The 12,930-nt window shown below is 62.7% G+C and carries 12 protein-coding genes; 9 read left to right on the top strand and 3 right to left on the bottom strand.

All coding sequences use genetic code 11. The features are described 5' to 3' along the window. Positions 1 to 56: 56 nt before the first annotated feature. On the bottom strand, positions 57 to 605 hold the full coding sequence (locus BUB04_RS15725) for a CDP-alcohol phosphatidyltransferase family protein (RefSeq protein ID WP_073041231.1): 549 nt from the start codon (positions 603 to 605) through the stop codon (positions 57 to 59). Further along, entirely contained in the window at positions 602 to 1,882 is a 1,281-nt protein-coding gene (locus BUB04_RS15720) for a hypothetical protein (protein ID WP_073041228.1), read from the bottom strand. The genes BUB04_RS15725 and BUB04_RS15720 overlap by 4 nt, the downstream gene beginning before the upstream one ends. A gap of 117 nt (positions 1,883 to 1,999) precedes the next feature. On the opposite strand from BUB04_RS15720, the gene BUB04_RS19455 reads away from it, so the two are divergent. From BUB04_RS19455 to BUB04_RS15685, 7 genes are all read left to right on the top strand, one after another. After that, positions 2,000 to 2,242 (top strand): DUF4911 domain-containing protein, encoded by a 243-nt coding sequence (locus tag BUB04_RS19455; protein WP_073041226.1) that lies wholly within the window; start codon positions 2,000 to 2,002, stop codon positions 2,240 to 2,242. A gap of 49 nt (positions 2,243 to 2,291) precedes the next feature. Continuing rightward, positions 2,292 to 3,056 carry a cyclic nucleotide-binding domain-containing protein gene (locus BUB04_RS15710; protein WP_073041224.1) on the top strand — a complete coding sequence of 255 codons (765 nt, stop codon included), beginning with the start codon at positions 2,292 to 2,294 and terminating at the stop codon, positions 3,054 to 3,056. Further along, positions 3,038 to 4,411, top strand: a complete 1,374-nt coding sequence (miaB, locus tag BUB04_RS15705; protein WP_073041222.1) for a tRNA (N6-isopentenyl adenosine(37)-C2)-methylthiotransferase MiaB — start codon at positions 3,038 to 3,040, stop codon at positions 4,409 to 4,411. The genes BUB04_RS15710 and miaB overlap by 19 nt, the downstream gene beginning before the upstream one ends. Before the next feature lie 436 nt (positions 4,412 to 4,847). Continuing rightward, the gene (locus BUB04_RS15700; RefSeq protein ID WP_073041220.1) at positions 4,848 to 5,342 is read left to right on the top strand and encodes a bifunctional nuclease family protein; all 495 of its coding nucleotides are present in this window, start codon (positions 4,848 to 4,850) and stop codon (positions 5,340 to 5,342) included. An 18-nt stretch (positions 5,343 to 5,360) separates the two neighbouring features. Continuing rightward, positions 5,361 to 7,100 (top strand): adenine deaminase, encoded by a 1,740-nt coding sequence (gene ade / locus BUB04_RS15695; protein WP_073041218.1) that lies wholly within the window; start codon positions 5,361 to 5,363, stop codon positions 7,098 to 7,100. A gap of 255 nt (positions 7,101 to 7,355) precedes the next feature. Then, positions 7,356 to 7,817: a ferritin family protein gene (locus BUB04_RS15690; RefSeq protein ID WP_073041216.1), complete on the top strand. Its 462-nt coding sequence runs from the start codon at positions 7,356 to 7,358 to the stop codon at positions 7,815 to 7,817. A 68-nt stretch (positions 7,818 to 7,885) separates the two neighbouring features. Continuing rightward, on the top strand, positions 7,886 to 8,932 hold the full coding sequence (locus BUB04_RS15685; protein ID WP_073041213.1) for a DMT family transporter: 1,047 nt from the start codon (positions 7,886 to 7,888) through the stop codon (positions 8,930 to 8,932). Here BUB04_RS15685 and BUB04_RS15680 read toward each other — a convergent pair. Further along, entirely contained in the window at positions 8,813 to 9,367 is a 555-nt protein-coding gene (locus BUB04_RS15680) for a Smr/MutS family protein (RefSeq protein ID WP_178372018.1), read from the bottom strand. The genes BUB04_RS15685 and BUB04_RS15680 overlap by 120 nt on opposite strands. 283 nt (positions 9,368 to 9,650) lie before the next feature. Between BUB04_RS15680 and BUB04_RS15675 the strand changes: the two genes are divergently transcribed. Continuing rightward, the gene (locus BUB04_RS15675; protein WP_073041211.1) at positions 9,651 to 10,550 is read left to right on the top strand and encodes a ribonuclease D; all 900 of its coding nucleotides are present in this window, start codon (positions 9,651 to 9,653) and stop codon (positions 10,548 to 10,550) included. A 241-nt stretch (positions 10,551 to 10,791) separates the two neighbouring features. Further along, positions 10,792 to 12,546, top strand: a complete 1,755-nt coding sequence (locus BUB04_RS15670) for a YcaO-like family protein (protein WP_073041209.1) — start codon at positions 10,792 to 10,794, stop codon at positions 12,544 to 12,546. Positions 12,547 to 12,930: the final 384 nt, after the last annotated feature.

The raw sequence follows: 12,930 nt of genomic DNA, 5'->3' as shown, positions 1-12,930 counted from the left end.
CAAAGTTGGTCTCCCTATAGCGAAACAGCCCGAGGGTGTCAAGGAAAATGCAAGCCTCAGGCGGTGCCGCCGCTCGTGTCCCCCTCCCAGAGGCGGAAGGCGATGAGGATGTAGTGGATGCCGCTGGTGATGGTCAGAAGTCCCGTGACCACGTAAAGGCTCTGCTTGGCCCAGATGGGAAGCGTCAGCAGGGGCGTGGCCAGGGTTGCCAGCACGGTGACGATTTGGGACAAGGTCGTGAATTTGCTCACCCAACTGGGGCGGATCTCCACCCGCACCTGAAAGAACATGAGCGTCATGACGCCGATGACGATGAGGGCGTCCCGGCTGACGGCGATCACCACCAGGGAGGTGGGCAGGAGCTTGAGACGGCCCAGGAGAATGAAGCTGCTCACCAGGAGGATCTTGTCGGCCAGTGGATCCAGGTAGGCCCCGAGTCGGCTCTTTTGGTGAAAGACCCGGGCGATGAAGCCGTCCAGTCCGTCGGTGATCCCGGCCAAGAAGAAGACGAGAAGCGCTTCCGTGAGCCGGGATCCCAGCAGGAGCCACACCAGGAGCGGGGTGAGCAAGATCCGGATAAGCGTCAGGAGGTTGGGAACGGTCATGGCTTCGAGGGAGTCTCCTCGGCTGCGTCAGCGGTGGACTCCGGTGCAGGAATGAGGATAAAGCCCATGCGCCGGCCCATGGGGTCGTATTCCTTGAGACGAAGGATGTGCCGGGGGCCCACGCGGGTTCCGTCCGCAGCGGCCGCCTGCCCGGCTGCATCCGAATCCAGGTCTACGGTGAGAGAGCGTGGCTGGAAGGTCATGGAGGCCGCCTGCAGGCCCGGACCGGAATCGGCCAATAAAGCTTGCAGGTTCAACCAGGCGGCGTAGGGGTGGTCACCCGTGATGGTAATCTGCCAGAGTCCCGGTGCCGGCCCTCCCGCCGGGGGTGAAGGGGCAGCCTCCGTGGTGGCAGGCCGGAGCACCTGGTCCAGGGAGGGAACCAGAAGAGCCGCCAACTGTAGGGCGGCCTCCTGGCGGCTCCCTTGGGCCGGCGCCCGCTGTTCCACGATTCCCAGGGTGATCCCATCCGGTACGGCGTAGACGGTGCACCGGACCACGTAGGCATCTCCTTCCCGGGCTGCGGTCCCCACGATGGCGTAGCGCCTTCCTTCCCGGCGCGCTTCGTCCAGGACGGCCTGGACCCTTTGGGGGGCAGAGGGGTCGGAGATCCGGCCTGAATCCAGGGTGGGATATCCCATGGTCCAGAGATAGTCCGAGGCTTCGTCCCGGACCATGGGGGCTAGAACCACTGCAGCTGACGTGTCCGGCTGCGGGATCACCCAATCGCCTTCCCAGTTTTCCGCCACCGCCCACAGGACGTCCTTGACGGTGGTGGGCATCGGCGCACCCTGCGTCCCTCCGGTTTCGGTCACAGGCCCCGCCGCCGGACCCGCAGGAGCCTCCGGTTCCGGCGGCGTCCCCTGCGGCAGCCAGGGTTTCAAGTCCTCCGTCAATGCCTTCATGTCGATGGACACGGACCCCTGCAGTCGGTACAAAGGATCCTCGGGTGTCTCGGATACGATCTGGTAGCTGGGGATGTAGCGGTCGGGAGATGCCAGGATGTTCGTTTCCAGCTCACTTCGATGGCGGGCGATCCCACCGGCGTCGAGAACGGTGCCCACGGCTTGGAGCACCGCCTGGCGCAGGAGATCCTCCAGCGCCTTCTGGCGGGACTGGGCCGGGTTCGCCGGGTCGTACGGGGCGACGCCCTGGGCCAAAAAGGATTTTGGAGCGTCCTGTGCGACGGCCGCCGGCGCACCGGAGAAAGCAAGGCACAAGGCAAGGACCATGAGCAGATATCGTCGAAGGTCGAAGTCCAGGCGATCCCTATCCATCCTTCACCACTCCCATCCGAGACGCGATCCAACTTTTCCTTCTTTTCGCAGATCCCACTTGCTATCATAGGTCGTCAGCGCGGCCAAAGCCAAAAGTTTCCCCGGGAGAGAAAACGGATGGATCCCCGTCGGTGTAGTGTCTATGAGGTGGTGCTGAATCCTGCGTCCATCCACCTGCTGACATCCATCGTCGAAGCCTACGAAGGGGTGGGCACGGTAACCACAGTGGACCGGCGATTGGCCTTGGTGCATATCAGCACGGCGCCCGGTTGTGAGGACGTGGTGCGGGCCGTTGTGGAAGCAGAACGGCTTCGGCTGGGCATCCGCTCCGTGCGTGAAACCAATCGTTTCGCACCTTGAAATACCACGGGCGATTGGATATGGAAACGGGTGAACGAGCGAGGAGACCATGGACTACCAAGCGGAAGCCGGCTACCGGGTGGAGGCCCGGACGTATCAGGAAGGGGAACTGATCCTTTCGGAGAACGATCCCCTGGATGCCTTTTTCGTGGTGCTTTCCGGTCGCGTGAAGGTCTTCCATAAAGGGCGCAAGATCCGGGTCCTTGGCGAGCAGGATGTATTCGGACTGGAAGGCGTGCTGGGAAAGCGGGTGTCGGCCTTCGACGTGCGAGCCTCCGAACCCTGCCGGCTCATGGTCTACGCATACGATGCGTTGGATGATTTCTTCGAGAACGACCCCCGTCGGGCCCGCTCCCTCCTGAACTCCGTATTGAAACAGCTCCTGGAAACCACACTGGCGCTCCAGGGGGAAGAGGTGGTGGTGCTCCCCCAGGACATGGAGGTCCGCTACTATGACGAAGGCGAGGTGGTGGTTCGGGAGGGGGAGTCGAGCAAGGAATTCTACCGCTTGGTGTCCAGTGACGCCGGTCTTCGGGTGACCCGCTCGGGCCGGGAGATCGGCCGGATCGAGCTGCCGGGTGAGTTCTTCGGCGAAATGGCCTGCGTGCTGGGCGGCAAGCGGCAGGCCACGGTGACCAGCGTCGGCCGAAGCGTGATCCAGGTCTTCAACGGATCCATGATGGAACAGATCCTCACGGAAAACCCCCAATTGGCCGTGAAGCTGATCCGGACCCTGGCCGGCCGGTTGATCCGGGCCAATGTTCAATTGACGGAAGGAGACTTACGGACGTCCCAATGGAAGGACTTTGTGTAGAAAGAGAGCAGCGTTCCCGGACCCTCTACGTGTACGTGCACACCTTCGGCTGCCAGATGAACGAGTACGACTCCCTGCGCGTGGAGCGGATGCTTGCTCAGGAAGGCTACGAGAGCACCGACGATCCGGCGTCGGCGGATGTGATCTTCATCAACACGTGTTCGGTGCGGGAAAAGGCGGAGCAAAAGGTTTTTTCGCTTTTGGGCCGTCTTCGCCGCCTCAAAAACAAGAATCCCCGATTGAAGATCGTGGTGGCGGGCTGCGTGGCCCAGCAACTGGGCGACGCGCTTCTCGCCCGGTTCCCTCATGTGGACATCGTGCTGGGAACACGGGCCATCGGAGCTCTTCCGCGGCTGTTGCGCCGAAGCACGGAGGAGGACGCCCGCACGGCCCATCTGCCGGAGCACGACGAAGAAGGCTGGAAGGAGCTTTTTCACCAAGACCATCGCTGGGAATGCCCGGTGGTGGCGCCGGTGACCATCATGCAGGGCTGCGACAACTTCTGCACCTACTGCATCGTTCCCTACGTGCGGGGGCGGGAGCGAAGCCGGCCCGCGGACGAGATCCTCCGTGAAATCCACATCATCACACGGAAGGGCACCCGGGAGGTGTTGCTGCTGGGACAAAACGTCAATTCCTACGGAAAGGGGCTGGCTGACGGCATGAACTTCGCCCGGCTGCTCCGGCGCATCGAAGAGGAAACCGATCTGGTGCGCATCCGCTTCACCACTTCCCATCCCAAGGATCTCGACGACGAACTCATCGAATGCTTTGCCCGGTTGAAGAAGCTGTGCCGACACATCCACCTACCCTTCCAGGCGGGTTCCGACCGCATTCTGGCCCGCATGAACCGACACTATACGGCCGCCGATTACCTGGACAAGGTGGCCCGGCTGCGCTCGGCCTGCCCGGATATCGGGATCTCGGCCGACGTGATGGTGGGCTTTCCCGGCGAGACGGAAGAGGACTTTCAGGCCACCCTGGAGCTGATCCGCACCGTTCGCTTCGACACTCTCTTCTCCTTCCGGTATTCGGATCGCCCCTTCGCCAAGTCCGGCGCCTTTCCGGACAAGGTGCCGGAAGAGGTCAAGGCCCGCCGTCTCACGGAACTGCAGGCGCTTCAGGCGGCCATCACCTTGGAGAAAAACCGCCGGGAGGTGGGCCGGACCCGGGAGGTGCTGGTGGAGTCGGAGAGCAAGGCGGGCAACGGGCAGATGACCGGAAGGACCTCCCAGAATCGCATCGTCAATTTTGCGGGATCCCCAGAGCTGGTGGGGACGCTGGTGCCCGTGAGGATTCGGGAGGCCTACTCCCATTCCCTCAGAGGGGAGTTGGCGGACGGGAGCGCCTGCTGATGACGCTCCGGGAGCTGGGGCCTTGGCCGAGAACGGGCTTCCGTCTGGAACCGGTGAGGAGCCTTAACTCTTTCGTAGCTGCGGGGCTTCAGCCCCGGGAAAAAGGGGCCATCGGAACCCTATGAACTGACGGGCAATACCCGATTGGCTATCCGGGGTTTCCTCCGCAGCCCTAAAGGGCTGCGCTACGAGAAAGGCGGTGACCCCCGGCTTTTTCGGACAAGCTCCAGGGCCCTGCGGAAATTCCGTCTCAAAGGATCATCCGTCCGGAATCGGCGTAAGGGCGGTTCGCGAACCGCCCTTACAGGGGGCCCGCCATCGACTATGTTCGTTCCCGCGGAATCTTATTTCAACTGGTTCCGAGGCGGGAACGCACCTGAAGAGAGTCGGGGGATGGGAGCGGCCGCATCGCTCGCCCCGGCCATAAGGAGACGTTATGTATCGACGCATGCAAGTGGCCGGCTTGGTGATGGATCCCCAGAGCAACACGCCCATTGTCATCTTGAACGACCCCGAAGGGGATGAGCACCTTCCCATCTGGATTGGTCTCTTGGAGGCCACTTCCATCGCCACGGAACTGGAAAAGATCAAATTCCCGCGTCCCATGACCCACGATCTTTTCAAGAGCGTTCTCGACCATCTCGACGTGGTGGTGGAAAAGATCGAAGTCTGCGACCTTCGGGAAAACACCTACTATGCCCTGATCCACCTGCGCACCTCCAACGGAGTGAGCACCATCGACTCCAGGCCCAGTGACGCCATCGCATTGCGCACGGACGCGCCCATCTTCGTCAAGGAGGACGTGCTCCGAAGGTCCCAGAAGATGCCGGAAGACAAGGATCATCCGGTGTTCCGCCGGGAGGACAAGGAAAACCTGGACGAGCTTCTCGAAAGATTGGACCCGGAAGACTTCGGCAAGTACAAGATGTGAGAGGGAGTGGTGGACGGCATGCTGGACTTGGCAGCGTTGTCCCAGTGGATCCGGGTGGCACGGGGGCTGGAGCCCGCCGACCTTTGCCTGAAGAACGCGCGCATCGTCAATGTGTTTACCGGCGGCGTCCAGGACGGCGACCTGGCGGTCCACGGTGGCCGCTTCGTCGGCTGGGGGGAATATGGAGGGCGCCGGGAAGTGGATCTTCAGGGGGCTTTCGTGGCGCCCGGCTTCATCGACGGGCACCTGCACATGGAAAGCACGCTCCTGGGCCCCTCGGCCTTTTGCCGGGCCCTGCTTCCACGGGGCACCACGGCGGTCGTCCTGGACCCCCACGAAATCGCCAATGTGCTGGGAGGGGCCGGCATCCGCTACCTGCTGCAAGCGGCGGAGGACATGCCCGTGGACCTCTTTTTCATGCTCCCCAGCTGCGTGCCCGCCTCGCCCCTGGAAACCTCCGGGGCCGAGCTTCGGGGGGCGGACCTGCACACCCTGCGATCCCATCCGCGGGTTCTGGGCCTGGCGGAAGTGATGAATTTCCCCGGGGTGCTGGCAGGCGATCCGCAGGTCCTGGAGAAGGTGGTGCTTTTCCAGGATGGGCCCATGGACGGCCATGCCCCGATGGTTTGGGGGAAAGACTTGAATGCCTATGCCGGCACGGGCATCCGAACGGACCATGAAGCCACCAGCTTGGACGAAGCCCGGGAAAAGCTGGCCAAAGGCATGGTGCTCATGATCCGTGAGGGAAGCCAGTCCAGGGACCTGGAAACCCTGGTGGGGGCCGTGACCGACGCCACATGGCCCCAGTGCCTGCTGGTGAGCGATGACCGCCACCCCACGGATCTCCTGGCCCACGGCCACATGGATGCCGTGGTGAACCGCGCCGTGTCCTTGGGCCTGGACCCCGTGCGGGCCATCGCCATGGCGAGTCTCAATCCTGCGCGGCACTTCGCGCTGCGGGATCGCGGCGCCGTGGCCCCGGGGTTCCGGGCCGATTTTTCTGTGAGCCCAACGCTGCATCCCTGGACGCCCGTGCGGGTTTTCAAAGACGGGGTGGAGATGGCTCGCGAAGGCGCTCCGATCGACCGCGACGGGGAGAACACCGACTTCACGCCCGGCCTTCCCGAAAGCCCCATGCATCTGCCCCCTTTGCGTGAAGAGGATCTGAAGGTACGGGCGGAGGGCGGGCGCCTTCGAGCCCTGGGGGTCCGTGCCGGGACCCTCCTCACGGACCACGAAGTGGTACAGGTTCAAAGTACGGACGGCTTCGTCCACGCGGATCCGGCCCGGGACCTTTTGAAGGTGGCCGTCTACAACCGATATTCCCCGGAGGGGCCTCCCAAACCTGCCGTGGGCTTCGTGAGGGGCTTCGGCCTCCAAAGAGGCGCCCTGGCGAGTACGGTGGCCCACGATTCCCACAACCTGGTGGTGGTGGGAGCTTCCGATTCCGCCATGATCGCGGCGGCACGCGCGGTGGCCGAAAGTCGGGGGGGGCTGGCGGTGGCTGTTGATCAGCGCGTGCTGGCCTTCCTCCCCCTTCCCATCGCCGGGCTCATGAGTCCGCGGCCGCTGGAAGAAGTCTGCCGGGCTCTGGATGCGCTCAACGAGGCGGCGCGCTCTCTGGGATCTCCCCTGCCCCATCCCTTCATGGCCCTTTCCTTTGTGGCTCTTCCCGTCATTCCGCGCCTGAAGATCACGGACCGAGGGCTGGTGGACGTGGAGACGTTCCAGTTGGTCCCCCTCTTCGTGGGGCCGTGACTCGTGACAGCCAGTACCCCATGCCCTGTCCGGCGCCGGGCGATTTTCCGCGGCCCTGAAGGGCTGCGCTAGGATGTAGGGAAGCACATGGACCGATGAGGTGGAGTCGGGGTTTATCCCCGCGGATCGCCCGGTGAGAGAGAAAGCCGATGAAAGAGGTTGCCCAGGGGCCGCGGCTCTTGCTATGAGAGCGCATGCCCCTTGGGTGGAAACGAAAAAACGGCTGATGCCAAGCAAGCGCAGAGGAGGCCCGTTATGTCCACATTGAGTTGCCGCTCTTTTGACGATGTGGTGAATTTCGCCATCCGTAAGGAAGAACTGGCCATGGATTTCTACCAGAAGTGCGCCGATCGGGCCAAGAACCCGGGCATTCGGGAATTCTTCCTGGAGATGGTGGAAGAGGAAAAAAAGCACCGCAAGCTCCTACAGGATCTGGATCCCGCCGGTTTGAAGGATTTCACCTTGGACAAGGTGGAAGATCTCAAGATCAGCGACTACCTCATGGACGTGGAGTTCCGGGAGGACATGACCTACCAGGAGGCCCTGACCCTGGCCATGAAGAAGGAGGAAAAGGCCCATCTCTTCTATTCCGCCTGGAAGGACAAGTGCCTGCACGAAAAGACCGCCAAGGTCTTCGAGATGCTGGCTCAGGAAGAGATCAAGCACAAGAGGAAGATCGAAAACATCTACGACGAGGAAATCCTGAGCTGGGACTAGACCTCCTTTCCACCCGTGCCTGCTGCCTGGGCGGTTGGTCCGCCCGGGTTTTTTTTTGAAGGAAGCTTATGAAGACGACGGCCAAGGCCTATCTCGCCGCTCTGGGGGCGGTGACCATTTGGGGAATGTCTTTCGTGGCCACCAAGGTGGCCCTGCGCTCCTTCCCTCCCTACAGCCTCCTCACGGCCCGGTTCCTGCTGGCGGGAGGCCTGCTCGCCCTGCTCTGGATTTATCGGGCCAGGGAAAGGATTCATGCGCGGGATCTGGGGCTCTTTTTCCTTCTCGGGATCATGGATCCCGGGCTCTATTTCGTGTGTGAGACCTACGGGCTGCTTCGCACCAGCGCGTCGGTGGCCTCGCTCATCATTGCCAGCATACCGGTTTTCGTGGCCCTTCTCGCTTCCGTCTTTCTCAAGGAACGCACGGGGCTTCATGGAGCCATGGGCATCCTGCTGACGCTGGCGGGCGTCGGCCTCCTGGTGAAAAACGGTGCCGACCCGGCGGCTTCCTCTTCGCTCGCCGGAAATCTCCTGATTCTGGGAGCGGCCCTTTGCGCAGCCGTCTACACCGTCGTGAGCCGCACCCTGGGTGGGCGCTACGGCGCCCTCACGGTCACGACCCTCCAGGCGTTCTTCGCCGTCGTCTTCTTCCTGCCCTTCGCCGTCGGGGAATGGGAGGGCGGCTGGGTTCACCGCGTTTCGACGCAAGGAGCTTTGGCCGTGGGCTTCCTGGGCCTCTTCGCCAGCCTGGGCGCCTTTTTCCTCTACAACCGCGCCTTGGGGGCCCTTCCCGCATCCAGCGTGGCCGTCTTCATCAACCTCATTCCGGTCGTGACGGTGGTGACCGCGTGGCTGGTGCTGGGAGAACGTCTCTCGGCGGGGCAGGTGGGAGGCGGCCTGCTGGTGGTGGTCGGAGTCGTGCTCAGCGCCCGCGGGCGTGCGGAGGCCGGGAGCCCATGGGGCGTGGGGTTGTGGCGCCGACTGCTCGCCGTCTTCCTAAAGCGCGGGGGAGCGTACGGGGGCCTTTCCCTGGCCTCGGCGCAGCAGCACGTAAAAGGCCCCGGCGCCCCCGTCCCAGGTGCGGGCGCTGGCAAAGGCGAGCACGAGGCGCTTTAGGGGCGCCTGGGTGAACCACTGCACCAGCACCCGTTTGAGGACCGGTTCCTTGCCCTTGGAATTGAGCCCCCGGCCGCAGATCACCAGAACGCAGCGAAGCCCCCGGGCGTGGCTTTCTTGCAGGAATCGGACGACGGACTCCCTGGCTTCATGGCGGTTCAGGCCGTGGAGATCCACATGGTCCTGGTAACTGAAGTCCCCGTTGCGGAGGCCCTTGAGGATGGAGGGGGGAAGCCCCACTACGGCCCCGTCCATGTATTCATCGGACAAGGTGAGCTCGAAGCGGCATTCCCCCCGCACCAGTTCCCCCAGGTGCCGGAGAACCTCCCAGTCTTCCGCTTCCGCAAAACGCGGAAAATCGCAGGGGCCACGGAACCGCGGGACCCGCGAACGGTCCTCGGGCGAGAGAGGAATCACGTCGGAGACTTCGCGCAAAAAGAGCTCCTCATCAGGCCCGGTGTCAGGGCCCGGCCCACGGCCCGTGGGGGAATCCGGCGGAGGAGGAACGCGGCGACGGGCCTTTTTCTGTCCCTTCCGCACCTTTGCAATCTGTTGATCCAGCTCCTGGAAAGGGGTATAGAAGCCTGTGTTTTTCGGCCGGGGATGAGGATGAGACCGAAAGGCGCGGCCGGACTGCGATGCCTTTTTCCTTTTTCCCATGGATTCGCTCCTTTCATCAGCATCTGATAACACAGGCCCAGAAGGCAGGAAACCGCTCATGCGCCCGTACCAACTGATCGACTCCGATGAACAGCTCCCGGAGCTGGTTGAGAACTTGCTGCGTCAAAGGCACATCGCCGTGGATACGGAATCCAACGGCTACTACGCCTACTACGAAAAGGTCTGCCTGATCCAGATCTCCACCGAGGATGAGGACTACATCCTGGACACCCTCGCCCTGAAGTCCGCCCACCTTCTGGGAGAGGTCTTCCGGTCCGCCAAGGTGGAGAAAATTTTGCATGCCGCCGCCAACGACATCGGTTCCCTCAAGCGCGACTATGGGTTCCGCTTTCGCAATGTCTTCGATACGGCTTTGGCCTGTAAGATACTGGGAGAAAAACAACTGGGGCTTGCCGGCATCCTGGAGACCCGCTTCCAGGTGCAGCTGGACAAGAAGTGGCAGCGCTGCGACTGGGGAAGACGCCCCCTGAAGCCGGAGCAGCTCCACTATGCACGGCTCGATACACACTATCTTATCCCGCTTCGCCGACAACTCCACGAGGAGCTGACGGCGAAGGGCCTCTTGGAGCAGTCCCGGGAAGCCTTTGGCAGGGTCTGTTCCCAGGCCCCTCCCCGGGAGCGCTTTCCGGAGGACGGTTACCGGCGAATCCGGGGGGCGCGGAGCCTGTCCAAGGAGGGCTGGAAGGTTCTTCAGGAAGTGTATGCGTTCCGGGACCGGGAAGCCCGGCGCCTGGATCGGGCCCCGTTTCGCGTTCTTTCCAACGAGGCCCTGCTTCGGCTCGCCAAGGTTCGGCCCACCACCCTGCCCCAATTGGATGCGGTCCGGGGACTTTCCAGAACCTACCGCACCGGCCGTCCCGCCCGGCGCCTGGTCCAGACCATCCGGCGGGCCGTGGAAGCGGCGGAAGCCGAAGAGCTCACCCGGGCCCTTCCGTGATCCCCGATGGCCGCGTGCCGACGGACGGCAACCGCGAAGTCTGCAATGTTTCACCAAGTGACGGAGACGGGCGGGGGCGAGTGACCGTGTGCCCGTATCGTACGCCCGGTCCGGTGGTGTAATGACCCGTTCCGTGTAAAGTCTACTGGAAAAGTGGGAAAAAAGCGGTTAAGGTGCCCGGTGCCCGGCCGGTTCCCCCTGCAGGCGCGGGGCACCATTTCCATAGGAAGAAAGGGAAGTTATGGTTCCAGATGCCAAGATTCGGATTCAGGACAGTTTCAAGACGTTCAGTCACGACCAGGAAAAGACGAGGCGGCCCGAAGAGACGGTGCAATGGGTTCGGGAGCGGCTCAAGAGCGTAAACATCCGGATTCTCGCCAAGACGTTGAGGATCGACACGGGGCGTTTGGGCATCCCGGTCTATATCAGCCTGTGCGGCGAGGACGCCACGGCCTTTACGGGAACCAAGAAGCAGATGGGGAAAGGCGCCACGCCGGCCCAGTCGGAAGCCAGCGCCGTCATGGAACTCATGGAGCGCTTCAGCTTCTTTTCCTTTATTCACGGCGCCGATTTTCGAAAGGCTCGGGCGACGGACCTGGGCGGGCACGCCGTGGGGGCCCGAATGCTGTTGCGCTCAGTCTTTGATGAAAAGACCCCCGTGGAAAAGGCGGAGGCCTTCCTTTCCCAGTGCCCGCTCCGATGGGTTCCGGTGCGGAACCTGACCCGGGGGGTCGATCAATGGGCCCCCATCGACTGGTTCTACCTGATCAACGAGTACAACGGACCCGCCGCCGGAAACACCCTGGAGGAAGCGGTTTTGCAGGCCTTGTGCGAAGTGGTGGAGCGCCATGTGGGCTCGGTGATCTGCCACGACGAGCTGGTGACTCCCGCCATCGACCCCGACAGCCTGGCCGATCCCGCTTCCCGGGAGCTGGTGGAGAAGTTTCAAAGACACGGGATCCGGCTCTATCTCCGGGATTTTTCCCTGGATACGGGAATCCCCACCGTGGGGGTGTTGGCCTACGACCCGGCCACGTTTCCGGAAAAGAGTGAAATCGTCTTCACGGCGGGCACCACGTCGCAGCCGGAAAAATCCCTGTGCCGGGCTCTGACGGAGGTGGCCCAGTTGGCCGGAGACTTCGAAAACCGCACCACCTACCGCCCCACCCTTCCCAAGTACCCCAACCTGGAGGCGGCGAGCTACCTTATGGAACACGACGGCACCGTGCCCATTCAGGCCCTTCCCGACATCAGCCACGACAACATGAAGGTGGAAATTGAACGGGCGGTGGCTGCCTTGTCGGGCATCGGGATGGAGGTGCTGGTTCTCAACGTCACCCACCCGCAGCTGCAGGTTCCGGCCGTTTACGTGATGATCCCCGGTGCCCATTTCCTGGAGCACACGCGCAACACGGACTTCGCCCAGCACATGGCTCGAACCTTGATCCGCGGCCTGGAACCCGTGGAGGCGGCCCGGTACCTGGAGAGTCTGGACGCGATGTTCGGACCGCGGTTCGACCTCACCTTCTTCCGGGCTCACAGTCTGGAAGCCATGGGAAATCCGGGCGAGGCATTGAGTCTCTTTTCCCGATCCCTGGAACAGGATCCTGATCCGGGGGAGCTGGCCAGCATCTATGTGCACATGGCGTCCTGTCACAAGGACCTGGGCGACTACCGCCGTGCGCTGGATGCCCTGGAAAAGGCGGAGATGCACAACCCGGAGCTGAAAGAGATCTACAATCTGCGGGGTTTCTGCCTTTACCAGCTCAAGGAACACCACCGCGCCATCGAGGCCTTCGAGCGCGCCATCGAGTTGGATCCCGGATCGGCCATCGACTATGCCAATATCGGCTCCAACCTGCGCGAGCTGGGCCACATCCGGGAGGCGGTTCGGCTCTACAAGATGGCCCTGGAGCTGGATCCCACCATCGAGTTCGCACGGGATAACATCGAACGGCTGGAAAAGCACCTGGCCCGCGAAGCCGCCGGGGCGTAGGAGCCCGGAAGCATGGGGATCCATTCATGTGGGGGCGGTTCGCGAACCTCCCCTACCGCCTACACCGGCGGCGGGCGAGCCGCCCGTACCGCTGAGGGGATGGTGCTTCTACCAGGTGGGAATGTGGCGGCTGTCCTGCGGATTGGCTTCGTGCCGGGCGTTGGATGGACCTTCACGTATTTTCTGTCGCCTCATGGGCTTAGCCCAAGTTTGTCACTTTTGTGTATAAGTTACTGATTTTGTTGTAGAGTGTTTTCAAATTCTACACTACAAATTTTTCATTCGATGGTGGTCAGCCTCCTTAATGGTCGTACCGGCAGCCCGAGAGCATTGTAAATTTTCACGTGAACCGGTTCCGGCTCGGACGTGTGTCGTATGTGAATG

Source organism: Desulfacinum infernum DSM 9756 (assembly GCF_900129305.1).
GTDB lineage: Bacteria > Desulfobacterota > Syntrophobacteria > Syntrophobacterales > DSM-9756 > Desulfacinum > Desulfacinum infernum.
Note: the sequence above shows the minus strand (reverse complement) of the source record. Positions and strands in the feature narration are given on the sequence as shown.